This is a genomic window from Bradyrhizobium sp. MOS002 (assembly GCF_003020115.1).
Lineage (GTDB): Bacteria > Pseudomonadota > Alphaproteobacteria > Rhizobiales > Xanthobacteraceae > Bradyrhizobium.
The window spans coordinates 70559-97469 of the sequence record NZ_PYFX01000004.1 but is presented as its reverse complement, the minus strand read 5'-3'; the positions used below and the strand labels follow the sequence as shown (position 1 = coordinate 97469).

Sequence of the window (26911 nt, the reverse complement as noted above, 5' to 3'; positions counted from 1 at the left end):
AACAACGACTAACGAGCCAAAAACGCCCTCCGGATGCAAGATGTTGCAGAGCCGCGCAGAGAGATTGGGAACACGCAATGGCACGTCTGCTTTCGGTCAATGTCGGCCTGCCGCGCGACGTCGCCTGGCAGGGCCGGACCATCCACACCGGCATCTGGAAGGCACAGGTCACAGGTCCGCGCAGGGTGCGCCGGCTCAACATCGATGGCGACGGCCAGGGCGATACGGCCGGTCATGGCGGCGAACATCGTGCCGTATTCGTCTATCAGGACGAATCCTATCGATACTGGCAGGAGCATCTCGGTCGATCGAACCTCGTCCATGGCCAATTCGGTGAAAACTTTACGGTCGAGGGCCTCGCCGACACCAACGTGTGCATCGGAGACCGCTACAGGATCGGCTCTGCCCTGTTCGAAGTGACGCAGCCGCGCGTCACCTGCTACCGGCTCGGCATTCGCATGGACGAGCCGGACATGGCGGCCCTGCTCGTCAGGCACGGCCGGCCCGGATTCTATTTCCGTGTGATCGAGGAGGGCGACGTCGAGGCCGGTGACGAGATCAATCAGGTCGCAGCCGGGCCCGAGCGTATGAGCGTGTTCGAGATCAATGCGCTGCTCTACATGCCGCCGCATCCGCGCGACCGCCTTGAGCGCGCGCTGCGAATTCCGGCGCTGAGCCGCGGCTGGCAGCGATCCTTCGAGGCGCTGCTCGAGCAGCAGAAGGACAACAAGACCGCGGGAAACGCCGGGCTTGGACCGTCGGCGAGCCCAGCTCCCGCCTGGCGCGGATTCCGCTCCTTTCGCGTGACGCGCAAGATCGCGGAAAGCGGCAACGTGACGTCGCTGATCCTCGAACCCGCCGATGGACAGCCCGCAGCGGCCGCCCTGCCCGGTCAGTTCGTGGTCGTACGGCTCGGCCCGTCTGCGATGACGCGCAGCTATTCGCTGTCGCGCCGCACCGACGCCGCGTCCTACCGCATCAGCATCAAGCGGGAGACGCACGGCGCGGCCAGCGTCTATGTCGCCGATGAGCTCAAGACTGGCAACGTCATCGAGCTCGGCGCGCCACGCGGCAGTTTCACGCTACGACCGGCGGCCAGGCCCGTCGTCCTGCTAAGCGCGGGCATCGGCGTCACCCCGGTGCTCGCCATGCTCCACGCGCTCGCTGCGCAAGGCGCAACGCAAGACGTCTGGTGGCTGCACGGCACCCGCAACGGCCGCGAGCATCCGTTCGCCGCCGAGGCGCGCGGGCTGTTGGCGGGGCTCGCTCACCATCACAGCCACGTCTGCTTCAGCGTGCCTGATCCGGCCGATCGTCTCGGCGTCGATTTCGACACCGCCGGACATCTGGACCGGCGCCTGCTCGAACAGCTCGATGTACCGCGTGACGGTGATTTCTATCTCTGCGGCCCCGCCGCCTTCATGAGCGATCTCGCCGCCGGCCTCGCTGCATTGGGCGTCCCGCCCGATCGCATCCACACCGAGCTGTTCGGCAGCAAGCCATCGCTGACACCGGGCATCGCTGCTGCGCCTCCGACGCGCGCGCATGCGCCGGTCGGCGCCCCCGGCCCCGGACCGATGGTTTCGTTCACCCGCAGTGGCCTCAATGTCTGCTGGGGACCATCCTATGCCAGCCTGCTGGAGCTGGCCGAGGCGTGCGACGTTCCCGTGCGCTGGTCGTGCCGGACCGGCGTCTGCCACAATTGCGAGAGCGGGCTGATCGCGGGGGCGGTCAATTATGCGCCGGATCCCCTCGATCCACCGGCGGACGGCAACGTCCTGATCTGCTGCTCACGGCCCCAAAGCGATGTCGTGATTGATCTGTGAAAGTGGAGACTCATGATGCGAGACAGTGCGCCGGCCTCAGGGCGCTGTGAGACCAGGGCCGCAAGCAGCATTTCATCCCTACGGCAAGGCTTACTCGAAACGATCGGCGAACGGGATTAGAACCACTTCCGACATCGTCCGCTCGGGCGAATGCCAGCGTGCAATGTGGATGATCCAGATGAAGAGCAAACCCGTTCCCCGTGCCGACCGCATGGGTGCGCGCCAGATTTACGAAGCCCTGCGGGATCAGATCATGACGCGGGTGTACGGGATCGACGGCTTGCTGCCGTCCTCGCGCGCGCTGGCCGGTGAGATGGGCGTGGCGCGCTCGACCGTCACCGTGGCCTACGAACAGCTCACCGCCGAAGGCTTCATCGAGACACGCCGTGGCGCGCGGCCGCGTGTGGCTCGCGCCGTCGTCGAACGGGGACGCAAGCGCGTCGCGTCGCAGCCGTCGGCGCGGAAAATGCGGCTGTCGGCCTTCGGGGACCGGTTGCTTCAGGACCCGCCGCGCTGGACCGAGCCGCCGCGCGGCCTCGTCGCGAACTTCCGCTATGGCGAGCTCGCGCCGTCGGATTTCCCGGTGCAGGCATGGAAAAAGGCCGTGACCGCTGCGATGGCCCGCAAGCCCGAGCGGCTGGCTTATGACGATCCCTGCGGCGCTCTGCGGCTGCGGACTGCGCTTCAGGGCTATCTCTGGCGATCGCGTAGCGTCCGCTGTGAGGTCGATCAGATCGTCGTCGTGAACGGCTCGCAGCAGGGCCTCGACATCTGCGCGCGCCTGCTGCTCGACGCCCGCGACCGCTTCGTGATGGAGGATCCAGGCTATCAGATGGCGCGGCATACTTTTGCGGCGACGGGCGCCGAGACGATCCCGATTCCCGTTGACGTGGATGGACTGGAGACAGCGCGGCTCGATGGCGTCGAAGCCCGCCTCGCCTATGTCACGCCGTCGCACCAATATCCGCTCGGCGGCGTCATGCCGATCGGACGCCGGCACCAATTGCTGGCCTGGGCCAGGGCAAACGACGCCTTCGTGATCGAGGACGATTACGACAGCGAGTATCGGTATGACACCAGGCCGATCCCGCCGCTGCACGCGCTCGACGGCGGCGGCAACGTGATCTATCTCGGCACCGTCTCCAAGACGCTCTCCCCGACCTTGCGGATCGGCTATCTGGTGGCGCCCGCCGCCCTGCGATCCCTGTTCGCCGCCGCCAAGCAGATCATGGACCGGCACACGCCGCTGATCGAACAGCACGCTCTCGCGTCGATGCTCGAAAGCGGCGCCTATGACGGCCACATCAGGCGCGTGCGTCGGCGCAACGCCGAACGCCAGCGGGCGCTGCTCGACGCGCTTCGCCGCCGGTTCGGGGATCGCGTCCGGATCGAGGGCACGGCCGCCGGCCTGCACATCGTGGCGTGGTTCGATGACCTGCCGCAGAAGCGTGAGGACGCGTTGATCAAGGCGGCCCATGCAAAGGGCGTTGGCATCTATGCCGTCTCGGCACTGTTCGTCGGACCTCGTCGACCGCGGAAGACGGTCGGCCTCGTCATGGGCTATTCGGCACTGGAGGTCGCACAGATCGAGCGCGGCTGCAGGCTTCTCGCACAGGCCGTCGCCGAACTGGACTGATCAAATAGACGCTAACTGGCAGTTTTTTGCAGACCAGATTCCGGCTATCTCCAGACCAACACCGGAGATAGACCATGTACATCCCTCCCGCCTTCAAAGACGACATCGAGAGCATCCGGGCGACTATCCACGGCGCCCGCCTCGCCAGTCTGGTCACGGCTACCACCGAAGGCCCGGTCGCCACGCCGCTGCCGCTCCTTCTCGATGAGAGCGAAGGCGAGCCTGGCGTGCTGTACGGACATGTGGCGAAGGCCAACCCGCAATGGAAGCTGCCGCCGATCGGAGATGCGCTGGCGATCTTCAGCGGTCCCGACGCTTATGTGACGCCATCCTGGTACGCGACCAAGCAGGAGACCGAAAAGGTCGTGCCGACCTGGAACTACGTCGCGGTGCATGCCTACGGCCCCGTCGAATTTTTCCAGCAGCCCGAGCGCCTGCTCGACGTCGTAACGCGGCTCACGAACAGGCACGAAGGATCGCGGGCCAAGCCGTGGGCCGTTACGGATGCCCCCGCCGATTTCATCGCGGCGCAGCTGCGCGGAATCGTCGGCGTGCGCATTCCAGTCGTGCGGTTTGAAGGCAAGCGCAAAATGAGCCAGAACCGTCCCGAGGCCGACCGCGTCGGCGTCGGACGAGGTCTCGCAGCGAGCGAGAATGCAGCTGATCGCGAGGTTGCGCTGTTGATTCCGGTTCCGGTGTAGTGGCCACCTGGTTCCCGACTTTCGCTGTCGGGAACCATCGTCCTGTCAGGTTCGTTGATACATTTCAGCAAGCATCTCCTGACAGGATTCCTATGTGCCGCTGGATCGCATACCGGGGCGAGACCACGTCTTTCGAACCCTACGTCACCGAGCCCGAGCATTCGCTGATCGCGCAAAGCATTCGCTCGCTCCAGTCGACGGCGGGCTCTAATGGCGACGGCTTTGGACTCGGCTGGTACGGCGAGCATCCGGAGCCCGGTCTTTATCGTGAAACACGCCCAGCCTGGTCGGACGAGAATCTCCGCTACCTCTGCCGCCATCTGCGCTCGCATTTGTTCTTCGCCCATGTGCGCGCCGCCACCGGCACGGCGGTGACGCGGCAGAACTGTCATCCCTTTGCCTGCGGCCAGTGGATGTTCATGCACAACGGCTTTGTCGGCAGCTGGAACCGCCTGCGGCGCAAGGTCGAGGCGCTGATCCCCGATGCCTATTATCCCTCGCGGACAGGCACGACCGATTCGGAAGCCGTGTTTCTCGCCATGATGGGCGCGGGGCTCGACGTCGATCCGCTCGGCGCAACGCACCGCGTGCTGCGAGCCCTCGTCGGCCTCGTCAATGAAGGCGAGCTTCGTGAGCGGTTACGCTTCACCAGCGCCATCGCCAACGGCCGGGATCTCTATGCCTTCCGGGTTGCGGTCAACGATGCCGCCAATACGCTCTATTTCCGCGAGGCTGGCGGCGAGGTTATCGTCGTGTCCGAGCCTTTCGACAAGGAAACGGACTGGACGGAAGTGCCCCCGAATCACGCACTGGTCGCACGTGCGTCCGAAAGCGCGAAAATTGTTCCGTTCGACCTTGCAATTTCCAGTGGGTCCGACGCGGAACCCGCCCCTATCAGAAGGATTATCGCCCGCGGGTAATACTTGGCCGGGTGGCACGATGACATTTGCATCAGACGTCTTGAAGCTGCTGCGGCTCGATTCCTCCGAGGACAGTCAGCACCTCGTGATTCGCTCGGCCGGCGGACGCGGCAAGGCCGCGGAATATTCGTTCGGCATCGAGGAGGAATATTTCCTCGCCGATCGGCAAACCTTGGACGTTGCGATCGAAACTCCAAATGCCCTGTTCGAATCGGCGAACTGGTCCACCGGCGGCCAGGCGATGCGGGAGATGCTGCAGTCCCAGCTCGAGGTCGCCACTAACGTTCACGTGGATGTCAACGACGCGCGCGAAGAGCTTCGCTTCCTGCGCCGGGAAGTCGCGAATGTCGCGGCACAATACGGCTTCGTGATCATGGCATGTGGCACGCATCCAACCGCGGTCTGGCGCATGTCGCAACCGAGCCCGAAGCCGCGCTACGAGGAGATGATCGAGGATCTGCGCAGCATCGGCCACCGCAACCTGATGTGCGGCATGCATGTACACGTCCAGCTGCCCGATCCCGAAAAACGCATGGCGGTGATGCGAGCGATGCTGCCGCATCTGCCGCTGTTCATCGCCTTGTCGGCCTCTTCCCCGTTCTGGAATTCACACAAGACCGGACTGAAGGGCTATCGGCTGGCCGCCTATTCCGAGCTGCCGCGCACCGGCCTGCCCGAATTGTTCGAGAGCAGGCGGGACTACGACGACTATGTCGGCGCGTTGCAGCGATCGGGCGTGATCCCCGATGAAAGTCACATCTGGTGGGCCATGCGCCCCTCGATGAAGCACCCGACCCTTGAGCTGCGTGCACCCGATACCTGCACCTTCGTCGACGACGCCGTTGCCATTGCCTCGCTGTATCGCTGCCTGACCCGCTATCTCTACCTGCGACCTCATCTGTCGAAAGAGGTCACCGCGGTCGAACGCGCGATTGCGGTTGAGAACAAATGGCGCGCCCAGCGCTACGGCACCGATTGCATCTTTGCCTCCAAGGACGGGCCGGTCGAGATCTCCGAGCTGCTCTCCCGCGTGATCGAGGACATCGCCGAAGACGCCGCCGCGCTGAACTGCGCCGCCGAGGTCGAACACTGCCGCACCATCGTCGAGCGCGGCAGCTCGGCTGAATTCCAGCTTCGTGCCTTCCGCGACAATGCGGAAGACATCGCCGCCGTGTCGCGCTGGATCGCAGACTCGACGATCTCGGGGACGAGCGCCCCGGCCGTTGGCGTCGCAGCGCCCTCATAGCGCCCGCGCAAGCTTCGGGAGCAACAATGCCGCTCCTGAATGCGGAAGGTCGCGGAGAGAACCATGAATCGCGTCAAATGTTGCGCCGGCTGTGGCCATGGCCTCATTCCGATGCTCTCGGCCAAAGGGCGCGCGGAGCTCAGCTGCCTGTGGTGCGAGCTCATCGAGGCGCGTGCAGTGGACATGGCGAAGTGGGCTGACAGCCCGTACGGCAAGCCCGAGCGGACCGTCCGTCGATCTTTCGAATGAACGGCTTCAGACACCCGGCCGCCGACTTCTCCTGATCGGCGCAGCTGCACGTTCGCGCCAGAATGCCGACAAATTAGACAAGACACGTCTCGCCGCCAGGTTCGCAGACTGGGCGAACATGGCCATGCAGGCCGGTGAAGCGTGTCATCTAACCTCAGGTGCAACCTCAATTTTTCTTCGCGTGGCGGCGAGTCGCAAAGCGTCCGTACCGCGCAGCACCTCGATTGGCCCAAAATTCGCAAGGCAGCATCAGTCCTGATCCCCTGCGCTCCCGATTGGAGCGGCAAGATGCGTGCGCCGAGAGAGGGTGAGCGGGCCAGATCGGAGAATGCCATGAACGTGCATGCCGCCGGCGATCTCAAAATCACCGGCCTCACCCGTCCGGACGGCGCGCCTCTCCGCCTCAACGCTCAGGATTTTGTGGCGATCGACCGCGACCGGAATGCGAAGTTCGAGGCGACGTACCGGCCGCAGGCCCTCTACAATCGCGCCAACGAAGGCTTTCACGCCAACAACGAAACCTTCCTGCTGCACGAGGTCGCGACCAATCTGCCGATCTACCTTCCCGACACTGGCCCGACCGACTTCCATCTTCATCTGCCGCCGGGCGGCTTTCAGCTCGTACTGGTCACCTCGGGCGCGTTCACCTTCGACTATGATGGGCGCTTCTACAATGTTGGCCCCGGCGCGGTGATGCTGCAAAGCGCGATCGTGCACCGCCAGCTGTTCTACACCTGGTCGGGACTGTCGACCGAAGAGAATTTGAAGACACCACAAACGGTGGCGCCGGATCCGATTTCGATGGGCTATTCCGGCAAATTCCTCGAAGCCTTCATCACCGATCCGACGACCTTTCCAAACCCGACTATTGTCGGCCCGGATCAGATCAACGAAGACGAGACGCCACGGGTGGCCTGGAGCCACTCTCTGCACGATCGCCCTGCGAACGCAGGCTTCTGGCTCCAGGACCCGTTGGCGCTGGATGCGCTGTTCAAGCCTCTCACCGACAGCCCGGTCAAATCGGCCATGCCGGTTTACGTGCGCGATATCGGGATCGAAGTCCCGAGCGGCCATCTCGTCACCGGCCACATCATCGCGACCGATCCGCGCGGCCAATCGCTCTTGCCCAAGAGCACATCGGCGGCAGCGGACACCACATGTTTCGCCAAGGGCGAGGTCGTGATCTACCGCGTGATCCGCGGCACGGCCGAATTCAGGAACAAGTCTGGCGAGAGCTTTGAGCTCACGGCCGGAGACGTGGTGACGGCAGGCAAGAACGCCACAAGCCTCGTCGGTGTCGGTGAGAACACGCAGGTCCTTCGGCTCGGCCTTCTCAAAGGCATGAACGACCTCCGCAGCTGGACGCCGACGCAACGCGACGAGATCGACGGCCTCGCTGGTCAGATCATCACGCAGAAGGACATCCGTCCCCTGCGCACCGAGGGCAAGCCGGTCGGGTACCTCTACGGCTGAGCGGAGTTACTCCGCCGCCTGGCGGACGTGGCGTGCGGTCGGTGTGCGCATGGTGACGAGCTCTTCGGACGCGGTCGGATGCAACGCGATCGTCGCATCGAAATCGGCCTTGGTCGCCTTCATTTTCACTGCAATCGCGACCGCCTGCGTGATCTCAGCCGCGGCATCGCCGACGATGTGACAGCCGAGCACGCGATCGGTTGAACCGTCGACGACGAGTTTCATCAGCACGCGGGTATCGCGGCCCGACATCGTCGCCTTGATGGGGCGGAACGTGGTCTTGTAAATGTCGACATGGCTGAATTGCGCGCGCGCCTCGGTCTCGGTGAGGCCGACGGTGCCGACCTCCGGCTGCGAGAACACGGCGGTCGGGATGTTGGCGTGATCCACCTGCACCTCGCGCTTGCCGAACACGGTGTCGGCGAACGCGTGGCCCTCGCGGATCGCGACCGGCGTCAGGTTGAAGCGATGGGTGACGTCGCCGATCGCATAGATGCTGTCGACCGAGCTCTTCGAGAAATGGTCGACCGCGATGCCGCCGTTCCGCGGGTTGATGGCGACGCCGGCCTTCTCCAGGCCGAGATTGGCGACGGCGGGATGGCGGCCGATCGCGAACATCACCTGGTCGGAGGCGAGGCTCGATCCGTTCGACAGATGCGTGGTGAATTCCTCGCGGTGGCGATCGACCTTCGCCACCGTGCAGCCGGTGAGGATGGTGATGCCCTGCTTCTCCATCTCGGCGCGGACGTGGGCGCGAACATCCTCGTCAAAACCGCGAAGAATGTTGTCGCCGCGATAGATCACCGTGACGTCGGAGCCGAAGCCGGCGAAGATGCCGGCGAACTCCAGCGCGATGTAGCCGCCGCCCTGGATCACGATCCGCTTCGGCAGCCTGGTCAGGTGAAACGCCTCGTTGGAGGAGATCACGTGCTCGATGCCGGGAATCGGAGCGCCATGATTGGGCGCGCCGCCGGTAGCGATCAAAATGTATTTTGCGGTGATCTTCTTGTCGTTCTCGAGCAGGCGGACGGTGTGCTTGTCCTCGATCACCGCGCGGCTCTTGACGATTTGCGCGCCTGACTTCTCGACATTGGCGGTATAAGCCGCCTCCAGACGCGCGATCTCCTTGTCCTTGTTGGCGATCAGCGTCGGCCAGTCGAAGGTCGCAGGCGGAACGGTCCAGCCAAAACCGGCGGCGTCCTCGATCTCATGGCGGAAATGCGAGCCGATGACGAACAGCTTCTTCGGCACGCAGCCGCGGATCACGCAGGTCCCGCCCATGCGGTACTCTTCCGCGATCATCACGCGGGCGCCGTAACCGGCCGCGATGCGGGCGGCACGCACGCCGCCCGAACCGCCACCGATGACAAAGAGGTCGACGTCGAATTCAGCCATTGTCCACTCCGACCTCTTTCAGAACATGATCCGGATTCTGATCAGATAGGGACTGTCAGATTTCCTTGCCACGCTTGCGCATCTCGGCGCGGAAGTTGCCCATCACGGTCTCGGAGAAGTTCTGGGCCCAGGAGTTCATGAAGGCCATGCTCAGCCCGATGGCGCGCGGCTCGGCCTCGATCAGCTTCTTGCCCAGCGGCGACTTGTAGAAGGTGACGAGATCCTTCAGCTCCTGCTCGGTGAACTCGCTGGCATAGACCTGCGCCATGCCATCACCGATTTCGCTCTCGCGGCCCTTGAGCTGCTGGGCGACGATCTGGGCGACCTCGGTGAGGTCCTTCTGGTAGTTGAGGTTCTGCTGGATCAGCGCGATCTTGGTCTTATCGACCAGGCCGGGCACGGCGTTGGCGTACATCGCACTGGCGTTCTTGATCGTCAGGATCTCCTTGGCCGCCGCGACGGCTGCCGGTGACGATTTCGGCGGCGCTGCCTGCTGGGCCGCGGCCGGGGCGACCGAGAAGGCCAGTCCCACAGCGAGAGTCGCGACCGGCAACAATTTCAAAACGCTCTTCATTCCTAGTCTCCTTTCGGCTTTCGCCGTTCAATCACGCGGATTCCATCGCCACCCGCCAAAACAGCCGAGCTGGCCAAGCCGATGAACAAACCATGCTCGACAACGCCGGGGATCGCGCTCAACGCCGTGGCGAGGCGGGCGGGATCCTCAATCTTTTCGAGCTGGGCATCGACGATCCAGTGGCCGCCATCAGTGACGAAAACGTGGCCGTCCTTGCCCTTGCGGACCGCCATCTGCCCGGAAACGCCGCATTCCGCAAACGCCTTCTCGATCGCGCGACGCGTTGCGCCGAGCCCGAACGGGATGACTTCGACCGGCAGCGGAAAGCGGCCGAGCGTCGGCACCCATTTGGTGTCGTCGGCAATCACGATCATGCGATCCGAGGCGGCCGCCACGATCTTCTCGCGCAACAGCGCGCCGCCGCCGCCCTTGATCAGATTGAGTTCGGGGTCGATCTCGTCGGCGCCGTCGACGGTGATGTCGAGATGGTCGATCTCGTCCAGCGTGGTCAGCGGCACGCCGCAGCGCATTGCATCGAGGCGCGTCGCCTCGGAGGTCGGCACGCCGATCACTTTCAGTCCGGCGCGGACCCGCTCGCCGAGCAGCTCGACGAAATGTTTGGCGGTCGAGCCGGTGCCGAGCCCGAGCTGCATGCCGTCACGGACGTCCTCGAGGGCGCGCGCCGCAGCCTGCCGCTTCAACTGGTCCATGTTCACGTTTGCGCCGTCCCTGAATTATGAGTGTGGCTGCCGGATAGGCTCGCGGCGGCCTGTGTAGCCTCGTTTTCCCTCGGAGAACAGGGTCTGGGGGAACAGGCTTCCGGACCGATCTTATAAGGTGATCTTATGGCTTCGGCCCTTGCGCGGGCGGGGCCGGGCCGGTAGCGCTGGACCATGACCTCCTCCCACACCATCGTCTTCGATCTCGACGGCACCCTTGTGGATACGGCGCCCGACCTGATCACCGCGCTCAATTACGTGCTCGACCGCGAAGGGCTGCCGCCCGTGCCGATGGCCTCAGCCCGTAACATGATCGGCGCCGGCGCCCGCAAGCTGATCGAGCGGGGGCTGGAGGCCGAGGGCCGCAGCGTCACGGTTGCCGACATGGACCGGATGACGGCCGATTTCATCGCCTATTACGCCGACAATATCGCCGTCGAATCCCGTCCCTTCGAGGGGCTGGAGGCCGCGCTCGACCATTTTGCGGCCCAGGGCCATCGCCTCGCGGTCTGCACCAACAAGCTGGAATGGCTGTCGAAGCGCCTGCTGGACCAGCTCGACCTGAGCCGGCGCTTCGCAGCGATCTGCGGCGCCGACACTTTTGGCGTCCAGAAGCCCGATCCGACCATTTTCCGCGAAACGGTGGCGCGGGCCGGCGGCGACGTCAAAGCCAGCATCATGGTCGGCGATGCCGGACCCGATGTCGGCGTGGCCCGGCGCGCCGGAGTTCCCGTGATCGGCGTCAGCTTCGGCTATACGGACGTGCCGATCGCCGAGCTGAAGCCGGACCGGCTGATCCATCACATGCGCGACCTGCCGGCCGCAGCCCTCAGCCTGATGACTGTGCAGCCCCCCTCAAGCAATTGATATCACTTGCCTATTTCGCAGACCCGCATTAACCATCTGCTAACTATGCGCGGCCCGCCAATTGCTTGCATGGAACGACGCTCCTAAGTTCGCGCGGGATGTGGCGGTTCGTCGCAGTAAGAGTGGGTGGTCATGCGTCGTGTCATCGCGATTGCGTTAGCAGGGGTAAGCCTCCTGGGAGCAACAAGTCTTGGCGGCTGCTCCTCGATGTCTTCGACTTCCTGGGACATGTTCAAATCGGCCCCGCCGACCGTCCAGGTCCGGCTCGAATCCAACCCCCCGGGTGCTGACGCCACGACTTCACTAGGTGCAAGCTGCAAGACCCCCTGCTCCGTCTCGGTTCCCGCCCCCGACGCCCCCTTCACGGTCGCTTTCGCGCTGCCAAAATACCAGCCAGCGAGCGTGCCGGTGAACGTCATCAAGAATCCCGGCGATTTTACTACGCCCGCCTCGGTCACCACTGACCCCAACCCGGTTTTTGCGGAACTTCAGCCGAGCACTCCGCCAAGACCGGTCCGCAAGCCGCACCGGCCGAAGAAGCCGAAACCGGCGGCGCCCGCCGCTGCCCCGGCTGCTGCTGCCGCACCGGCCGCGGGCTCGCCGTTTCCCGATCCGAACGCGGGCAAGCGCTGATCTCCGTTATCCCCCCAATTGTCTCTGACGCCGCCGATGCTTAGATTGCGTCCAGGGCGCCGCGCAAGCAAAGCTGCTCCCGTCGCCGCAAGTGACAAGGCATCTGGTATGAACGGACTTTCCGCGAGCCCCCGCACCGCGCTGTCGAGCGCGATGACCGATCCGTTCGGGCGGACCATCTCGTATTTGCGCGTGTCCGTCACCGACCGCTGCGACCTGCGCTGCTTCTACTGCATGTCGGAAGACATGACGTTCCTGCCCAAGGCGGACCTGCTGACGCTGGAGGAACTCGATCGGCTCTGCTCGGCCTTCATTGCCAAGGGCGTGAAGAAGCTGCGGCTCACCGGCGGCGAGCCGCTGGTCCGCCGCAACGTGATGACACTGGTGCGCTCGCTGTCGCGGCATCTCAAGAGCGGCGCGCTGAGCGAGCTGACGCTGACCACCAACGGCACCCAGCTTGCGAAATACGCAAGCGAGCTCGCCGATTGCGGCGTCCGCCGCATCAACGTCTCGCTCGACACGCTCGACCCGTTAAAGTTTCGCGAGATCACCCGGTGGGGCGAGATCGACAAGGTGCTGGAAGGCATCGAGGCGGCACGCGCTGCGGGCCTCGCAGTCAAGATCAATGCCGTTGCGCTGAAGAACCTCAACGAGGACGAACTTCCCGACCTGATGCGCTGGGCCCACGGCAAGGGCATGGGGCTGACGCTGATCGAGGTCATGCCGATGGGCGAGATCGGATCGGGACGAATCGATCAATACCTGCCGCTGTCGCTGGTGCGCGCGCGCCTCGCCCAGCAATTCACGTTGACGGATCTGGCCGAGAGCACTGGCGGGCCGGCGCGCTATGTCAGCATCGCCGAGACCGGCGGCAAGCTCGGCTTCATCACCCCGATGACTCATAATTTCTGCGAATCCTGCAATCGCGTGCGCGTGACTTGCACAGGAACGCTGCACACCTGCCTCGGCCACGAGGATGCCTCCGATTTGCGCAAACCTTTGCGTGCATCGGACGACGATTCGCTGCTTGCGGATGCGATCGACCGCGCCATTGGGCTCAAGCCCAAGGGCCACGACTTCATCATCGACCGCCGCCACGACCGTCCCAGCGTCAGCAGGCACATGAGCGTCACCGGCGGCTAGCATCGGCTGGCCGGCCGCGGCTTATTCCCCTTAACTATCAACAAACTTCCGATTGACTGGCGGCAAACTCGCTGGTTTGGTGCGGCTGCCTCATGCCTGCGCGGCGAGACAAGCCAACGCGCCACTCGGCGCAGTCAAGACGGCCGGGGCAAATCGGGGAGGACCAATCTTGCAAGCGCTCCTGAAGCTGAGCAATGGAATTGACGCGTTCACACGTTGGACGGGCAAGCGTCTGGCTTGGCTGATCCTGCTCGCCGTCGTCATCTCGGCGCTGAATGCGATCGTTCGAAAGACGTTGGACACGTCCTCCAACTCGTGGCTCGAGCTGCAATGGGTGCTTTTCAGCATCGTGTTCCTGCTGTGCGCGTCCTGGACGCTGCTCGACAACGAGCACATCCGGATCGACATCTTCAACAGCATGATGCCGAAGCGGGTCCGCAACATCATCGACATCATCGGGCACATCTTCTTCCTGATCCCGCTGACCGTCGTCATGATCGTCACCGGGGTACCGTTCTTCCTGCGCTCACTCCAGATCAACGAGCAATCCGGCAATGCGGGCGGCCTGCCGCAATGGCCGGCCAAGTCGCTGATCATGATCGGCTTCGCCCTCCTGCTCGTTCAAGGCATCTCCGAGCTGATCAAGCGAATCGCGATCATGCGCGGCATGATCCCGGACCCACACGAGTCGCAGGTGTCCGCACTGGAGGCCGAGGTCGAGCACCTCGTCGAAGCGATCGAAAAGAAGTAGCCGTTGGCGACGGTTTAGGGGGAAGTCATGACCGCGTTTATTATCGCCAATCTGGCGCCCATCATGTTCGCGACGCTCGTCGTCGTGTTGCTGCTCGGCTACCCGGCGGCATTTTCGCTCGGCGCCGTCGGCCTGTTCTTCGCCATCATCGGCGTCGAGCTCGGACAATTCCACCCGGACTTTCTCCAGGCCCTGCCGGAGCGCGTCTACGGCGTGATGAACAACGACACGCTGCTTGCCATTCCCTTCTTCACCTTCATGGGGCTGGTGCTTGAGCGCTCCGGCATGGCGGAGGATCTGCTCGACACCATCGGCCAATTGTTCGGCACCATCCGCGGCGGCCTCGCCTACGCGGTGGTGTTCGTCGGCGCCCTGCTCGCGGCGACGACCGGCGTCGTGGCGGCCTCGGTGATCTCGATGGGCCTGATCTCGCTGCCGATCATGCTGCGCTACGGCTATGACCGCCGCATGGCGACCGGCATCATCGCTGCCTCCGGCACGCTGGCGCAGATCATTCCGCCCTCGCTCGTCCTGATCGTGATGGCCGACCAGCTCGGCAAGTCGGTCGGCGACATGTATGAGGGCGCGTTCATTCCGGGTCTCGTGCTCGCGGGCCTCTACGCGGGATACGCCTTTCTCGTGACCCTGATTTTCCCGAACGCCGCCCCGGGCCTGCCGAAGGAAGCCATCGGCTTCCGCGAGGAGAGCGGCGACCGCGGCCTGAGGTCGCTCGGCGTCCTGTTCCTGGCGAGCTGTGTGTTCGGCTGGTTCATGATGCGGAATTCGGAGACCCACGGCGCCGACTTCGTCGTGCTCAGCATGTTCTTCGGCATCCTCTTCGCGTTCTTCGTCGCTATCGCGAACTGGGTCCTCGACAAGCTGACGGGCTTCCGTTTCCTCTCGAAGATGGCGCAACAGACCACCTTCGTCATGGTGCCGCCGCTGTTCCTGATCTTCCTGGTGCTGGGCACGATCTTCATCGGTGTCGCGACGCCCACCGAAGGCGGTGCGATGGGCGCAGCCGGCGCCCTCATTCTCGGTGCCATGAAACGGCGCCTGACCTGGGACCTCGTTCGTCAGGCCACCGAATCGACGGCAAAGCTCTCTGCCTTCGTCGTCTTCATCCTGGTCGGGGCACGCGTGTTCTCGCTCACCTTTTACGGCGTCAGCGGCCACGTCTGGGTCGAGCACCTGCTGACCTCGCTACCTGGCGGCCAGATCGGCTTCCTGATCTTCGTCAACGCCTTCGTGTTCGTGCTGGCGTTCTTCCTCGACTTCTTCGAGCTCGCCTTCATCGTGATCCCGCTGCTCGGGCCGGCTGCCGAGCATCTCGGCATCGACCTGATCTGGTTCGGCGTCATCCTCGGCGTCAACATGCAGACGTCGTTCATGCACCCGCCGTTCGGATTTGCGCTGTTCTATTTGCGCTCGGTCGCGCCGAAGGAACGTTATACCGATCGCGTCACCGGCAAACGCATGGAGCCGGTCACGACGGGACAGATCTATTGGGGCGCGGTGCCGTTCGTGGTCATCCAGCTCATCATGGTGCTGCTGGTGATCACGTTCCCGTCGATGGTGATGCACTACAAGGGCGTGCAGTCCACAGTCGATCCCAACAGCATCAAGATCGACATTCCCCAGATCGATCTGCCGCCGCTCGACTTCGGCCAGCCGAAGCAATAGCGCCCGGCCCGCCCGTAAAAAAGAACCCGGAGCTTTCGCTCCGGGTTCTTTCGTTTGGGCCGATCGCGCCCGATCAGCTCTGCGAATTGCGCGCCATGAAGTTGTCATAGCCGACTTCGGCGACCTGGAACCACTGATATCCGTTGTTCGAGAACGCGGTCAGCGATTCATAGACCTTCTTGAAGTCCGGATTGGTGGCCGAGACTTCGGTGTGCAGCTCCTTTGATGCCTTGAAGCAGGCCTGCATGACCTCGGGCGAGAACGGATGCAGCTTGGCGCCGGCGGCGAGCAGGCGCCGCAACGCCGGTGGATTGGACTGGTCGTACTTGGCCATCATCCAGTTGTTGGCATAATGACCCGCCTGCTCGAGGATGCTCTGGTAGTGCTTCGGCAGCGCATTCCACTTGTCCTGGTTGACGAAGGCTAGAAGCATGGGCCCGCCTTCCCACCAGCCCGGGAAGTAATAATGCGGCGCGACCTTGACGAAGCCGAGCTTCTCGTCGTCATAGGGTCCGACCCATTCCGCGGCGTCGATGGTGCCCTTCTCCAGCGCCGGATAAATGTCGCCTCCGGCGATCTGCTGCGGCACCGCGCCGAGTTTGGCCATCACTTTTCCGGCGAAGCCGCCGATGCGGAATTTCAACCCGCTGAAGTCCTGGGGCGTCTTGACCTCCTTGCGGAACCAGCCACCCATCTGACAGCCGGTGTTGCCGGCAAGCAGCGAGACGACGTTGTACTTCTTGTAGAATTCGTTGAGAATCTCCCTGCCGCCGCCCAGTGTGTACCAGGCCTGGTTGATGCGCATGTTCGGTCCGAACGGCACCGACGATCCGAAGGTGAAGGTCGGGTCCTTGCCGAAATAATAGTAGGACGCGGTGTGGCCGATTTCGCAGGTGCCGTTCTGCACGGCATCGAGCACCTGCAGGCCCGGCACGATCTCGCCGCCGGCAAATGTCTGAATCTGGAATTTGTTGTCGGTCGCTTCCGCGACCATCTTGGCCATCATCTCGGCACCGCCATAGAGCGTATCGAGTGATTTCGGCCAGCTCGTCGGCATGCGCCATTTGATCTCGGGCGTCGTCTGCGCGATCGCTGGAGCGGCGAGCGTGGCGACACCCGCCGCACCAAGCCCGGTGACCTTGATGAAATCTCGTCTTTTCATGATTTCCTACCCTGATGGATTGTGACGGTGGGCCTTCTTGTTGAGGCTTGGAGGCCAGCATGGAACATGTGTCGCCCGATTTCCATCCCTCACGACGTGAGGGATGAAAATGCCCAGCTCCAGCGCCCTCCGGTCCTACGACTTTAGGCTTAGACGGCCAGCGGCCCTGCCCCTCCACATCATGTCCGCCTGGGCGGTGCCTGACGAGTGCGCCGGGCGCGTGACAAGCGCCGGAAACACGGGCATACCGCGTCATCCCCCCAACCTAAGGCCGTCGCGCATGTCTCGATCGCACCCTGCTCCATCGCTCGTTGGTCCGTTGATCGCGTCGCTCTGGCTGGCATGTGCTGCAACCACGGCGCATGCGGAGCCCGGTGCGAATGTCGTGGCCGACATCCATGCGCTGGCGCAAAAGGAGCAGCAGCCGCTGCTCGACACACTGCGCGATCTCGTCAGCATCGAATCCGGCAGCAAGGATGTCGAAGGCTTGAACCAGATCGCCGAGCGCGTTGCCGGCCAGCTCAAGCAGCTCGGCGGCACGGTAGAGATCCTGCAACCCACCGACGTCTATCGCCTGGACGACACGCCCGAGAAGATCGGCCCGGCCGTACACGCCGTATTCAAGGGCACAGGCAGCAGGAAGATCATGCTGATCGCCCACATGGACACGGTGTACCTGAAGGGCATGCTGAAGGATCAACCGTTCCGCATCGACGGCGACAAGGCCTACGGCCTCGGCATTGCCGACGACAAGCAGGGCGTCGCGCTCATTCTCCATACCGTGGCGTTGCTGCAGAAGCTGAGCTTCAGGGATTACGGCACGCTCACGGTGCTCACCAATGGCGACGAAGAGATCTCCTCGCCGGGCTGGCGCAGCACCATCACCAGGTTCGCCGCCGATCAGGACGTGGTGTTCTCGTTTGAAGGCGGCGGCACCGACGGTACGCTGCGGCTGGCCACCAGCGGCATCGGCTCGGCCTATCTCACGGTGCAGGGCAAGTCGTCGCATGCAGGCTCGCGGCCCGAGGGCGGCGTCAACGCGCTGTACGAACTCTCGCACCAGCTGCTCCAGATGAAGGACCTGTCCAAACCAGAACAGGGCCTGAAATTGAACTGGACGGTCTCCAAGGCCGGCACCAACCGCAACGTGATCCCCGCGGAGGCCACGGCCCAGGCCGACGCGCGCGCGCTAAAGGTCGCCGATTTCGACCAGCTGGAGAAGACGCTTCAGGAGAAGATCAAGAATCACCTGCTGCCCGACTCCAAGGTCGACCTGAAATTCGAAGTGCGCCGTCCGCCGCTGGAGGCCAACGAGGCCTCACGCCGCGTCGCAGCCCACGGCAAGACGATCTATCAAGAGCTCGGACTGTCCCTCAAGGTCGACGAGAAGGCGACCGGCGGCGGCACCGACGCGGCGTTTGCCGCGCTCAAGACCAACGGAGCCGTGGTGGAAGGTATGGGCCTGTCGGGCTTCGGTGCGCATTCCAACGATGCCGAATACGTGCAGCTCAACAGCATCGTGCCGCGGCTTTATCTGACCACGCGCATGATCATGGACCTCTCCACCGGCAAGCTGAAATAGTGCTCGCGAGGGTGCAGCGTCAGTGCCGCACCCCGTTCAAATCAACGTCGCCCGACTTCTCCGCCAGCCTGAACCGCAGCGTGAACTGCGCGCCGCCGCCCGGAAGATTCTCCACCGCAACCGTCGCGGCGTGGTCATCCGCCACCGCGCGCACGATCGAGAGCCCGAGGCCGGCGCCGTCGCTGCGCTGGCGGTCGGCGCGCCAGAAGCGCTGGAAGATCAACTCGCGCTCGGCTTCCGCAATTCCCGGTCCGCAATCGCGCACGTGCACGGCGCCGTCCTCGCTCACATCGACATCGACCGATGTGTCCCTTGCCGTGAACTTGATGGCGTTTTCGGCGAGGTTGAAGATCGCGCGCTGGAGCATCACGGAATTGCCGTGGATCATGACCGGCGCCTCGCTACCCCTCAGCGCGATATCCTTGTGCTGCGCGATCGCGAGCGGCGCGATCGAACCGACCACCTCGGCGCAGACCGCGCGCAAATCCGCGGTCTCGCCGGGATCGAGCACCAGCGTGTCGAGTTCGGCGATCTCCAGCAGCTGGGCGACGATGCGGCTCATGCCCTCGATATCGGCATGCAGCGCCTGCCTTGCAGCGCCGTCGCTGAGCGTCTCGATCCGCGTGCGCAGGATCGCGAGCGGCGTGCGCAATTGGTGCGCGGCGTCGGCGGTGAACTGCCGTTGCACCCGAAAGCCGTCCTCGAGTCGGTCGAGCGCCCGGTTGACGGCGGTGACGAGCGGCATGATCTCGCGCGGGATCTGCTCCGTCGGCAAGCGGATGTCGGTGCGCGCCGGGCCGATATTGCTCGCCTCCTCGGAGGCCTTCCACAGCGGCGCGACAGCGCGGCGAAAGATGATGATGTCGATGGCGAGCAGGATCAGCAGGATCGGAATGGTGATCCACCCGACCCGCCGGAAGAAGTTCGACACGATGTCGTCGATGATGACGTCGCGGTGCCCGAGGTCCTCCGCGACGCGAATACGCATCACTTTGCCGTCGATGGTGCGGGTGACGCCGGCGCCGGAAATCGTCTCGGAGAGCGGCGGTGGCGCGGCCGTGGCAGTGCCGGTCTTGCGCCGCGACGAAAACAGCAGATTCCCCTCGGCATCGCGAATGTCGTACTGGTAGCGGCCATAGGCTTCCGAATAAAGACCCTTGAGACTGTCAGGCAGGTTGAACGTCAAGAGCCCGTCGGGCTGGGCGACGATCCGCTCGGCCAGCACCTCGGCCTGCGCGCGCATGGCATCGCGATGCAGCTGGTCGATCTCGGAATTGAGCAGCCAGAACAGCACCAGCGGCAGGAAGATCGCGACCACCGCGACCGCCACGATGTGCAGGAACACGATGCGCCAGATCAGCGATTTGAATGTCGGCGACCTCGCATGGATCCCGGCGCGGAATCCGGCGTGAGGTCCGATCCGGGCCACGCTATTTCTCCTCGGCCATGAGATAGCCGACGCCACGGATGGTGTGGATCACGACCCTGGCGCCGTGCTCGGTGAGCTGCTTGCGCAACCGCGAGACGTAGACCTCGACCGCGTTGGAGGCGACCTCGCCGTCGAGGCCGAAGATGTGATCCTCGACGTTCTTCTTCGGCACCACCCGCCCCTGCCGGCGCAGCAATATCTCGAGCACCGAGGCCTCGCGCGCGGAGATGATGCGCGGCTGGTCGTTGACGAAGATCTGGCGGCTCTCGGTGTCATAGACGAGGTTGGCGAGGCGCAGCGAGCGGCCGAGCAACTGGCCCGGACGGCGCATGATCGCCTCCAACCGCGCCACCAGCTCCTCCATCGCGAACGGTTTTGCCAGATAGTCGTCGGCGCCGCTGCGCAGGCCGCTGACGCGGTCCTGCAAGCCGCCGCGCGCGGTCAGCACCAGCACCGGCAACGGCTCCATCAGCCGGCGCAGCTCGCGCAGCACCGACAGGCCATCGCCGTCGGGCAGTCCGAGGTCGAGGATCATCGCGGCATAGCTGACGCTGCTGACCGCCTCGCGCGCTTCGGCGGCGCTGCCGACGATGTCGCTCTCATAGCCGGCCGCCGACAGCCCGCCGGCAACGAGCCGCGACAGCTCGGCATTATCCTCGACGATCAGAAGGCGCATCGCATTGTCCCGCGGGATGTTCCGGTCCCACCGCACGGCTCGTGCCGCATGTCGCTGTCTTCCACCATCCGGGGCATCTCGGCCAGCGAAAAAGCACCCGGCTGGCCGGCCGCTTCCTTCAGTCAGGTTCCTGTAAGCCAATCAGGGCACTTGCGGATGACGTCGCGGATGGCGCGGACGTTTGCCCCCTTGGGCCCCGCTGCCGGCACCCCATCGACCCACCCAAGGAACGAACACCCCCGCGAACCGTTTAACTCAGCTGCAACATTTCTCATTTGATGGGGCGTCGTGCAGACCACCTAAGGCAATGCACATGCGGCTCGCACGACGAACACGCTCCAGCTCCCTTCTATCCGACTGCCTGACCGCCTTCACGCGACATCCGCGCGCCACCGCGTTTGCTGCCGCAGGCACCCTCATCGCGGCTACCGCAATCATCAACCGGCAGCTCGCGAACAAAGCGCAACGCGATAATCCTCCGCAGGGGCGGTTCATCGACGTCGAGGGGGTCCGCCTGCACTATTTGGAACGCGGCAGCGGCAAGCCGCTGGTTTTGTTTCACGGCAATGGCAGCATGGTCCAGGATTTCGACTCGAGTGGATTGATCGATCTCGCAGCCGAGAACTACAGGGTCATGGTGTTCGATCGCCCCGGCTTTGGGCATAGTTCGCGACCGCGACACGTCGTCTGGACCCCGGAGGCCCAAGCAGACCTGTTCAAGAAGGCGTTCGATCAGCTGGGCGTCTCTCAAGCGATTGTGCTTGGCCATTCGTGGGGAGCGTCGGTTGCGGTTGCGCTGGCGACAAGACATCCTTCGTTCGTGCAGGCTCTCGTGCTGGCCTCGGGCTATTATTTTCCCACTTCCCGCGCAGACAGCGCCGCGTCGGTGCTGTCCGCCCTACCGGTGGTCGGGGACATCATCAGCTCCACGATTTCGCCGCTAGCCGGTCGGATGATGTGGCCCGCGATGTTGCGGAAGCTGTTCGGCCCCCGGCAGGTCCCGAACAAGTTCGCGGGCTTTCCGAAAGAACTGGCGCTCCGTCCATCACAGATGCGGGCCACAGCGGCCGAAGCGACGATGTTGATCCCCGCCGCATTCTCAGGTTCGAAGACCTATGCAGAACTCAAGATGCCCACGGTCATTATCGCGGGCCAGGACGATCGTCTGATCGATATCAAGCAGTCGGTCAGGCTGCATGGCGAGATCAAGCAGAGCAAATTGCGCCGCATCGACGGCGTGGGACACATGATTCATCATTCCGCAACCGCTGACGTGATGGCGGCCATCGACGAAGCTGCTGCCGAGGCCGTGTTGACTCACGGAAGGGAAGGCTCACGCGCACAACAGCCCCGAGAGACTTCCGGCGCCTGACAGCAGATTGTTGGCGAGAAAGCGGCTGTCCGGACTATCCGAAGAAGAAGCCGAGTGCTCCAAAGGACGCGGTGACCCGGCGTAGGGCAATCGTCCAGCGACGCTGCCTTACCAGTGCGCAGACATGCTCAAAATCGAGATCACCTCAAAATTGCTGAATGAAGGTTCGCGAAGCAATGCTAGTCGCTGACGAACAACGCCGCTGATGGCCGTCGGCGAACCGCATGGCTCGTTTGAGGATCGCTTCTAAGCCAACTGCGGCGCGGGACCGCCTTGCGAACGAACCAAGACCTTTTCGACCGGGTATGGTATCTGTCGATTGCCCTTCGGCAGAGGTGCCGATTTGGTCCGATCAGCAGGAAAGCAAAGCGCGATGTTTCCTAGCCAGGTGACGATGCCGTTGTGGCACGAAAAGCACCTCCGGGCTGCCACTCGCGCCGCCGGTGTCGCTCTATGGTCCTGGAACGTCGATACCGACGCCATCACCATGGATGAGCCCGCGTACGACCTTTGGGAGGTGCCCAAGGGCCAGCAGAAAATTACGTTCGAGATACTGTCCAAAAACATCCACCCCGCCGATCTCGAGAGGGTGAGATCGGCATTTGCGGCTACTCGCGCAGTCGTGGGCTCTTACGAGATCGATTTTCGTATCCTGACCGGAAGCGATATCCGCTGGATTTCCGCTCGGGGCCAAGGCGACGACGCCGACATGGCGGATCGAACTATGTTCGGTATTTTCCTGGATGTAACCCAACGCAAGCAAGCTGAGGAAGCCAACGAGCTACTGGCGGGCGAGATGAGCCACCGGTTGAAAAACCTTCTCACCGTCGCAACGGCGCTGACTCAAATGAGCTCGCGCTCGGCAGCATCAAAAGAAGATATGGCCCAGGAACTGACCAGTCGCCTGATCGCTCTTGGACGTGCGCAGGACCTTGTTCGCCCGGTGCCAGGACGAAATAGAGAGGGGACGCTTCTTGGAGACCTCATCTCTGTTCTGCTTGCGCCGTACGACGAGGAAGGAGCCAGCGTTCGTATTCGTGTCTCGGTCCCCAAGATGAAGGTGGGAGAGACTTCCAGCACAGCACTCGCCCTGGTGATGCATGAACTGGCAACCAACTCTGCGAAATACGGTGCGCTGTCGCTTTCAAGTGGCACCCTGGACGTATCGTGCAACGCCCACGAGGACGAGGTCGTGGTCAAGTGGACGGAGCGGGGTGGTCCCCCCGTTGTCGCTCCAACAAAGCTCGAAGGCTTTGGAAGCAAGTTGGTGCACCGAAGTATGGCCGCCCAGCTTGGAGGGGCTATAACTTTTGACTGGTCGGAAGAGGGTTTGGTGGTCATCCTGCGCATGAGCAAAGACCGTCTTGCGAATTGATGTTCAGCTGATTTCCCGCGCCCACTTGCGCAGCGCGCTTTGAACCTCATCGGGATCGAAGCTCATCGTCACCCCAGGCTGACCACCGAGGCGCCAATTTCGGATTATTCGATAAGCCTTTCTGCCACTGTTTTGCCCGACGAGTCAAACGGTCCCGCTGAAGCAGTCGCTTCGTACGCCTGACCCACCCCGCTTTTGGCTCCAAAATGCGAAGTTCCTACCGACCGCGCGATGCCTGGGCCTGCCTGCCAATTAACTCCATCGCATCAAGCTGTTGGCTGCACTCGCAGCGCCTTGTCCTCTCACCCCTCGTCTACTGTGCATGGGGTTGTTTTTCAGATTTTTTGCTGGACGCCCCGCCCCTACCGCGGCGACAACGCCGCTCCGCGGCGTCGTCCCAAAGAAAAAGCCCGGCCTCGCGAACGAGACCGGGCGTGTCGTCTTGCGACTTGTTCGAAGATCAGCCGCGGGTGCGCGAGCGGATCATGAAGCTGTCGTAGGTGTATTCGGCGACCTGCCACCACAGATATTCGTCGGAGCGGTAGGCCTGCATGGCATCGATCGACTTCTTGAAATCGGGATTCTTGGCCGAGATCTCGCCCCACAATTCGTTGGTCGCCTTGAGACAGGCTTCCAGAACCTCATTGGTGAACGGGCGAAGCTGCGTTCCGCCGGCGACCAGACGCTTCAGGGCGCCGGGGTTCACCATGTCATAGCGCGCGGCCATCCAGGTGTTGGTGTTGACGGTCGCGTTGGTGAGGATCGCCTGGTAGTTCTTCGGCAGCTCGTTCCACTTGTCGATGTTGGCGAAGGCGTGAACGGTCGGACCGCCTTCCCAGAAGCCCGGGTAGTAGTAGTACTTGGCGACCTTGGCGAAGCCGAGCTTCTCGTCATCGTAGGGGCCGACCCATTCGGCCGCGTCGATGGTGCCCTTCTCCAGCGACGGATAGATGTCGCCGCCGGCGAGCTGCTGCGGCACCACGCCGACCTTCTGGAGCACCTGGCCGGCAATGCCGCCGATGCGCATCTTAAGGCCCGAGAGGTCGGCAACGGTCTTGATCTCCTTGCGGAACCAGCCGCCCATCTGGGTGCCGGTGTTGCCGCAGGGGAAACCCACCACGTTCGTCTTCTTGAAGAACTCGTTGGCGAGCTCGTTGCCGCCGCCCTGGTACAGCCAGGAATTCTGCTGGCGTGCGTTCAGGCCGAAAGGCACCGACGCGAAGATCGCGAAGGTCGGGTCCTTGCCGACGTAATAATACGACACCGTGTGGCACATCTCGACGGTGCCCTTCTGCGTCGCATCCAGCGCCTGCAGGCCCGGAACGATTTCACCCGCCTGGAAGACCTGGATCTGAAACTTGTTGTCGGTCATCTCGGCGACGTACTTCGCCATCTGCTCGGCACCGCCATAGATGGTGTCGAGCGACTTCGGGAAGCTCGATGTCAGGCGCCACTTGATCTCGGGCGAGGACTGCGCGATCGCCGGCGAGGCCACCGCGGCGGTCGCCGCCGCGCCGGCTGCCGACACTTTCAGAAAATCACGACGCTTCATCTTCAGTCTCTCCTTGTTGGGGCGTTTCCCCTAACTTCCTCTTTGCTGCCGCTCATTTCCGGCGACGCGTTCTTGGGCCGCGTCGAACCGAAGGGGCTTGACTGCCGTGGGCCTTTAACACGGAAGCCCCGCTTTCGAAACGCGACATTGGCATGACAGGGCTCTACGAAAGTCGCATGTCCCCAGGGTATTGGTTTAAAGGGATTCGCTTGATCCGCTCAGGCGGCGGCGATGACGCCCTTGAGCTGGTCCCGAACCTGTCCCGCAATGGCGCGGTAGATCGCCGCATGGGGACCGTCCGGCTCGCTGTCCACCACGGGCGTGCCGGCATCCGAGGTGGCACGAATCGCCATGTGCAGGGGGACCTCGCCCAGGAACGGTACCCCGAGCTTCTCGGCCTCGTGGCGCGCGCCGCCATGGCCGAAAATGTCGGATTTCGTGCCGCATTGCGGGCACTGGAAATAGCTCATGTTCTCGACGATGCCGAGCACGGGCACGTTGACCTTCTTGAACATCGCAAGCCCCCGCCTTGCGTCGATCAGGGACAGGTCCTGCGGGGTCGAGACGATCACGGCGCCCTTCAAGGGGACGTTCTGCGCCAGCGTGAGCTGGGCATCGCCGGTGCCTGGCGGCATGTCAACGACGAGGACGTCGAGCTCTCCCCATGCGACGTCGCGCAGCATCTGCGTCACCGCCGACATCACCATCGGCCCGCGCCAGATCATCGCGGTCTCTTCCTCAACCAGGAAGCCGATCGACATGATGGCCAGGCCGAAACGCTTGAGCGGAATCATCTTGCGCTCGTCGTTCAGCTCCGGCTTCTGGTGGAGGCCGGTCAGCCGCGGCACTGAGGGGCCGTAGATGTCGGCATCGAGCAGCCCGACCTTGAGGCCGAGATCGCGCAGGCCCAGCGCAAGATTGAGCGCGGTCGTGGACTTGCCGACGCCGCCCTTGCCGGAGGCGACCGCGATCACGGCCGCGACGCCCGGAATCTCGGACTGCCGCGCCATCGGCGATTGGGCGCCGCCCTGCGGCGGCGGCTTGTGGGCGTGGACCGGCTGCACGCCCGGCGTGCCGCGGCTGGGAGTTGGCGGCGGTGGTGGTGCCGCGCCGGCCTTGCGCTCAGCCGTGAGAGCCACCATGACCGTGGTGACGCCGGGAATGGCGCGCACCGCGGCCTCGGCCTCGGCCCGGACGGATTCCCAGGCTCGCGCCTCGGCGGCATCGACATTGATCGAGAAGAACACCTTGCCGTCGGCCGCGCTGATCGCGCTCAGCACATTGGCATTGGTGAGCGCGACCCCGCGGGGCGACTTGATCCTGGCGAGGCTGTCGAGAACCTGTTGCTGCGTCACGCTCAAAGCGCATCTCCTAGAATTCAAGATGCCCCATTAGAGCGGAAACGCCCAAAAGGCTACTGCCTGCCGATATCGTCAGCCATCTCGGCGGGCGCCGCGCCCTGCTCCAGGGCCGCCTCGTAATTCAGCTCGATCATGACCCCGTTGGGGTCATGGACGAAGATCTGCCAGAGTTCGCCGCCGGGCACCTGGCGGGAGTCGAACTTCATCCCCTTTGAGCCCAGCCGCTGCTTCATGCCGTCAAACCCGCGGCTGGCGAAGGCGACGTGGTGGACAACGCCGGAATCCGGCTTTTGTGGCTCGGCAGTCGGAGAAATATCGACGAGGTGCACCACCGGCTTACCCTCGCTGTACATCCAGGCGCCGGGGAAGGCGAAATTCGGCCGGGCGCCTTTTTCCAGGCCCAGCACGTCCTCATAGAAGCGGACGGTCTCGGCCAGATTCCGGGTCCGGATGTTGAAATGATCGAGCACGCCCACGCTTACGCCGCCCATGCTTTCGCTCCCTTTTTTTGAAGTCCTTGGGTCCGCCATCCTAGCACAGGCGGGGGCCAAACGAAGCCGTTGCCCTCCGGCCTCAAGGGTTTATG

General features: G+C 63.7%; 24 protein-coding genes. 15 read left to right on the top strand and 9 right to left on the bottom strand.

Translation table 11 applies throughout. The features are described from left to right. Nucleotides 1-77 precede the first annotated feature (77 nt). The 7 genes from C7G41_RS13345 to C7G41_RS13315 all read left to right on the top strand — a co-directional run bounded on the left by C7G41_RS13345 (nucleotide 78) and on the right by C7G41_RS13315 (nucleotide 8051). Nucleotides 78-1826, top strand: a complete 1749-nt coding sequence (locus C7G41_RS13345; RefSeq protein WP_106943032.1) for an MOSC and FAD-binding oxidoreductase domain-containing protein — start codon at nucleotides 78-80, stop codon at nucleotides 1824-1826. 169 nt (nucleotides 1827-1995) lie between these two features. Next, nucleotides 1996-3462 carry a PLP-dependent aminotransferase family protein gene (locus C7G41_RS13340; RefSeq protein WP_106943636.1) on the top strand — a complete coding sequence of 489 codons (1467 nt, stop codon included), beginning with the start codon at nucleotides 1996-1998 and terminating at the stop codon, nucleotides 3460-3462. Nucleotides 3463-3536: 74 nt separating this feature from the next. Next, nucleotides 3537-4163, top strand: a complete 627-nt coding sequence (locus C7G41_RS13335; RefSeq protein WP_106943031.1) for an FMN-binding negative transcriptional regulator — start codon at nucleotides 3537-3539, stop codon at nucleotides 4161-4163. 92 nt (nucleotides 4164-4255) lie between these two features. Beyond that, a complete protein-coding gene (locus tag C7G41_RS13330; RefSeq protein WP_106943030.1) occupies nucleotides 4256-5083 on the top strand; it encodes a class II glutamine amidotransferase in 828 nt (275 codons plus the stop codon). A 19-nt stretch (nucleotides 5084-5102) separates the two neighbouring features. After that, complete coding sequence (locus tag C7G41_RS13325; RefSeq protein WP_106943029.1) at nucleotides 5103-6329, top strand: carboxylate-amine ligase; 1227 nt, start codon at nucleotides 5103-5105, stop codon at nucleotides 6327-6329. Nucleotides 6330-6392: 63 nt separating this feature from the next. After that, nucleotides 6393-6578: a hypothetical protein gene (locus C7G41_RS13320; RefSeq protein WP_106943635.1), complete on the top strand. Its 186-nt coding sequence runs from the start codon at nucleotides 6393-6395 to the stop codon at nucleotides 6576-6578. A gap of 333 nt (nucleotides 6579-6911) precedes the next feature. Further along, nucleotides 6912-8051 carry a hypothetical protein gene (locus C7G41_RS13315; RefSeq protein WP_106943028.1) on the top strand — a complete coding sequence of 380 codons (1140 nt, stop codon included), beginning with the start codon at nucleotides 6912-6914 and terminating at the stop codon, nucleotides 8049-8051. Nucleotides 8052-8057: 6 nt separating this feature from the next. Here C7G41_RS13315 and gor read toward each other — a convergent pair whose 3' ends face one another. The 3 genes from gor to rpiA are packed head-to-tail and all read right to left on the bottom strand — an operon-like array spanning nucleotide 8058 to nucleotide 10736. Beyond that, complete coding sequence (gene gor / locus C7G41_RS13310; RefSeq protein ID WP_106943027.1) at nucleotides 8058-9446, bottom strand: glutathione-disulfide reductase; 1389 nt, start codon at nucleotides 9444-9446, stop codon at nucleotides 8058-8060. 55 nt (nucleotides 9447-9501) lie between these two features. Further along, nucleotides 9502-10020, bottom strand: coding sequence for a DUF2059 domain-containing protein (locus C7G41_RS13305; RefSeq protein ID WP_106943026.1), 519 nt, complete (start codon nucleotides 10018-10020; stop codon nucleotides 9502-9504). A gap of 2 nt (nucleotides 10021-10022) precedes the next feature. Then, complete coding sequence (gene rpiA / locus C7G41_RS13300; RefSeq protein ID WP_106943025.1) at nucleotides 10023-10736, bottom strand: ribose-5-phosphate isomerase RpiA; 714 nt, start codon at nucleotides 10734-10736, stop codon at nucleotides 10023-10025. Between the two features lie 177 nt (nucleotides 10737-10913). On the opposite strand from rpiA, the gene C7G41_RS13295 reads away from it, so the two are divergent. The 5 genes from C7G41_RS13295 (at nucleotide 10914) to C7G41_RS13275 (ending at nucleotide 15816) form a co-directional block, all read left to right on the top strand. After that, complete coding sequence (locus C7G41_RS13295; protein ID WP_106943024.1) at nucleotides 10914-11606, top strand: HAD-IA family hydrolase; 693 nt, start codon at nucleotides 10914-10916, stop codon at nucleotides 11604-11606. A 132-nt stretch (nucleotides 11607-11738) separates the two neighbouring features. Further along, on the top strand, nucleotides 11739-12239 hold the full coding sequence (locus tag C7G41_RS13290; RefSeq protein ID WP_106943023.1) for a hypothetical protein: 501 nt from the start codon (nucleotides 11739-11741) through the stop codon (nucleotides 12237-12239). Between the two features lie 108 nt (nucleotides 12240-12347). Next, nucleotides 12348-13382, top strand: a complete 1035-nt coding sequence (gene moaA / locus C7G41_RS13285) for a GTP 3',8-cyclase MoaA (RefSeq protein ID WP_106943022.1) — start codon at nucleotides 12348-12350, stop codon at nucleotides 13380-13382. Nucleotides 13383-13551: 169 nt separating this feature from the next. Further along, nucleotides 13552-14133 (top strand): TRAP transporter small permease subunit, encoded by a 582-nt coding sequence (locus tag C7G41_RS13280; RefSeq protein ID WP_106943021.1) that lies wholly within the window; start codon nucleotides 13552-13554, stop codon nucleotides 14131-14133. A 27-nt stretch (nucleotides 14134-14160) separates the two neighbouring features. Then, the gene (locus C7G41_RS13275; RefSeq protein ID WP_106943020.1) at nucleotides 14161-15816 is read left to right on the top strand and encodes a TRAP transporter large permease subunit; all 1656 of its coding nucleotides are present in this window, start codon (nucleotides 14161-14163) and stop codon (nucleotides 15814-15816) included. A 73-nt stretch (nucleotides 15817-15889) separates the two neighbouring features. On the opposite strand, the gene C7G41_RS13270 is transcribed toward C7G41_RS13275, so the two are convergent. After that, nucleotides 15890-16978 carry a TRAP transporter substrate-binding protein gene (locus C7G41_RS13270; protein WP_018459382.1) on the bottom strand — a complete coding sequence of 363 codons (1089 nt, stop codon included), beginning with the start codon at nucleotides 16976-16978 and terminating at the stop codon, nucleotides 15890-15892. Nucleotides 16979-17258: 280 nt separating this feature from the next. Between C7G41_RS13270 and C7G41_RS13265 the strand changes: the two genes are divergently transcribed. Next, complete coding sequence (locus C7G41_RS13265) at nucleotides 17259-18560, top strand: M20/M25/M40 family metallo-hydrolase (RefSeq protein ID WP_199198353.1); 1302 nt, start codon at nucleotides 17259-17261, stop codon at nucleotides 18558-18560. Between the two features lie 19 nt (nucleotides 18561-18579). Here C7G41_RS13265 and C7G41_RS13260 read toward each other — a convergent pair whose 3' ends face one another. Together C7G41_RS13260 and C7G41_RS13255 are read right to left on the bottom strand one after the other, a co-directional pair. Then, nucleotides 18580-19989, bottom strand: a complete 1410-nt coding sequence (locus C7G41_RS13260; protein ID WP_199198352.1) for a HAMP domain-containing sensor histidine kinase — start codon at nucleotides 19987-19989, stop codon at nucleotides 18580-18582. A 1-nt stretch (nucleotide 19990) separates the two neighbouring features. Further along, a complete protein-coding gene (locus tag C7G41_RS13255; protein ID WP_106943018.1) occupies nucleotides 19991-20665 on the bottom strand; it encodes a response regulator transcription factor in 675 nt (224 codons plus the stop codon). Between the two features lie 313 nt (nucleotides 20666-20978). Here C7G41_RS13255 and C7G41_RS13250 point away from each other — a divergent pair, with 313 nt between their 5' ends. Together C7G41_RS13250 and C7G41_RS13245 are read left to right on the top strand one after the other, a co-directional pair. Beyond that, nucleotides 20979-22037 (top strand): alpha/beta fold hydrolase, encoded by a 1059-nt coding sequence (locus tag C7G41_RS13250; RefSeq protein ID WP_199198351.1) that lies wholly within the window; start codon nucleotides 20979-20981, stop codon nucleotides 22035-22037. A 373-nt stretch (nucleotides 22038-22410) separates the two neighbouring features. Then, the gene (locus C7G41_RS13245; protein ID WP_106943017.1) at nucleotides 22411-23412 is read left to right on the top strand and encodes a sensor histidine kinase; all 1002 of its coding nucleotides are present in this window, start codon (nucleotides 22411-22413) and stop codon (nucleotides 23410-23412) included. A 460-nt stretch (nucleotides 23413-23872) separates the two neighbouring features. Here C7G41_RS13245 and C7G41_RS13240 read toward each other — a convergent pair whose 3' ends face one another. The 3 genes from C7G41_RS13240 to C7G41_RS13230 all read right to left on the bottom strand — a co-directional run bounded on the left by C7G41_RS13240 (nucleotide 23873) and on the right by C7G41_RS13230 (nucleotide 26816). Then, nucleotides 23873-24964 (bottom strand): TRAP transporter substrate-binding protein, encoded by a 1092-nt coding sequence (locus tag C7G41_RS13240; RefSeq protein WP_018459388.1) that lies wholly within the window; start codon nucleotides 24962-24964, stop codon nucleotides 23873-23875. A 218-nt stretch (nucleotides 24965-25182) separates the two neighbouring features. Next, a complete protein-coding gene (locus C7G41_RS13235; RefSeq protein ID WP_106943016.1) occupies nucleotides 25183-26325 on the bottom strand; it encodes an Mrp/NBP35 family ATP-binding protein in 1143 nt (380 codons plus the stop codon). 53 nt (nucleotides 26326-26378) lie between these two features. Beyond that, nucleotides 26379-26816: a VOC family protein gene (locus C7G41_RS13230; protein WP_106943015.1), complete on the bottom strand. Its 438-nt coding sequence runs from the start codon at nucleotides 26814-26816 to the stop codon at nucleotides 26379-26381. Nucleotides 26817-26911: the final 95 nt, after the last annotated feature.

Bases quoted from the DNA above. Each gene is read 5' to 3' on its own strand.
- C7G41_RS13345 (WP_106943032.1), top strand. From the start codon at position 78: ATGGCACGTCTGCTTTCGGTCAATGTCGGCCTGCCGCGCGACGTCGCC.
- C7G41_RS13340 (WP_106943636.1), top strand. From the start codon at position 1,996: ATGATCCAGATGAAGAGCAAACCCGTTCCCCGTGCCGACCGCATGGGT.
- C7G41_RS13335 (WP_106943031.1), top strand. From the start codon at position 3,537: ATGTACATCCCTCCCGCCTTCAAAGACGACATCGAGAGCATCCGGGCG.
- C7G41_RS13330 (WP_106943030.1), top strand. From the start codon at position 4,256: ATGTGCCGCTGGATCGCATACCGGGGCGAGACCACGTCTTTCGAACCC.
- C7G41_RS13325 (WP_106943029.1), top strand. From the start codon at position 5,103: ATGACATTTGCATCAGACGTCTTGAAGCTGCTGCGGCTCGATTCCTCC.
- C7G41_RS13320 (WP_106943635.1), top strand. From the start codon at position 6,393: ATGAATCGCGTCAAATGTTGCGCCGGCTGTGGCCATGGCCTCATTCCG.
- C7G41_RS13315 (WP_106943028.1), top strand. From the start codon at position 6,912: ATGAACGTGCATGCCGCCGGCGATCTCAAAATCACCGGCCTCACCCGT.
- gor (WP_106943027.1), bottom strand. From the start codon at position 9,446: ATGGCTGAATTCGACGTCGACCTCTTTGTCATCGGTGGCGGTTCGGGC.
- C7G41_RS13305 (WP_106943026.1), bottom strand. From the start codon at position 10,020: ATGAAGAGCGTTTTGAAATTGTTGCCGGTCGCGACTCTCGCTGTGGGA.
- C7G41_RS13295 (WP_106943024.1), top strand. From the start codon at position 10,914: ATGACCTCCTCCCACACCATCGTCTTCGATCTCGACGGCACCCTTGTG.
- C7G41_RS13290 (WP_106943023.1), top strand. From the start codon at position 11,739: ATGCGTCGTGTCATCGCGATTGCGTTAGCAGGGGTAAGCCTCCTGGGA.
- moaA (WP_106943022.1), top strand. From the start codon at position 12,348: ATGAACGGACTTTCCGCGAGCCCCCGCACCGCGCTGTCGAGCGCGATG.
- C7G41_RS13275 (WP_106943020.1), top strand. From the start codon at position 14,161: ATGACCGCGTTTATTATCGCCAATCTGGCGCCCATCATGTTCGCGACG.
- C7G41_RS13270 (WP_018459382.1), bottom strand. From the start codon at position 16,978: ATGAAAAGACGAGATTTCATCAAGGTCACCGGGCTTGGTGCGGCGGGT.
- C7G41_RS13265 (WP_199198353.1), top strand. From the start codon at position 17,259: ATGTCTCGATCGCACCCTGCTCCATCGCTCGTTGGTCCGTTGATCGCG.
- C7G41_RS13255 (WP_106943018.1), bottom strand. From the start codon at position 20,665: ATGCGCCTTCTGATCGTCGAGGATAATGCCGAGCTGTCGCGGCTCGTT.
- C7G41_RS13250 (WP_199198351.1), top strand. From the start codon at position 20,979: ATGCGGCTCGCACGACGAACACGCTCCAGCTCCCTTCTATCCGACTGC.
- C7G41_RS13245 (WP_106943017.1), top strand. From the start codon at position 22,411: ATGTTTCCTAGCCAGGTGACGATGCCGTTGTGGCACGAAAAGCACCTC.
- C7G41_RS13240 (WP_018459388.1), bottom strand. From the start codon at position 24,964: ATGAAGCGTCGTGATTTTCTGAAAGTGTCGGCAGCCGGCGCGGCGGCG.
- C7G41_RS13230 (WP_106943015.1), bottom strand. From the start codon at position 26,816: ATGGGCGGCGTAAGCGTGGGCGTGCTCGATCATTTCAACATCCGGACC.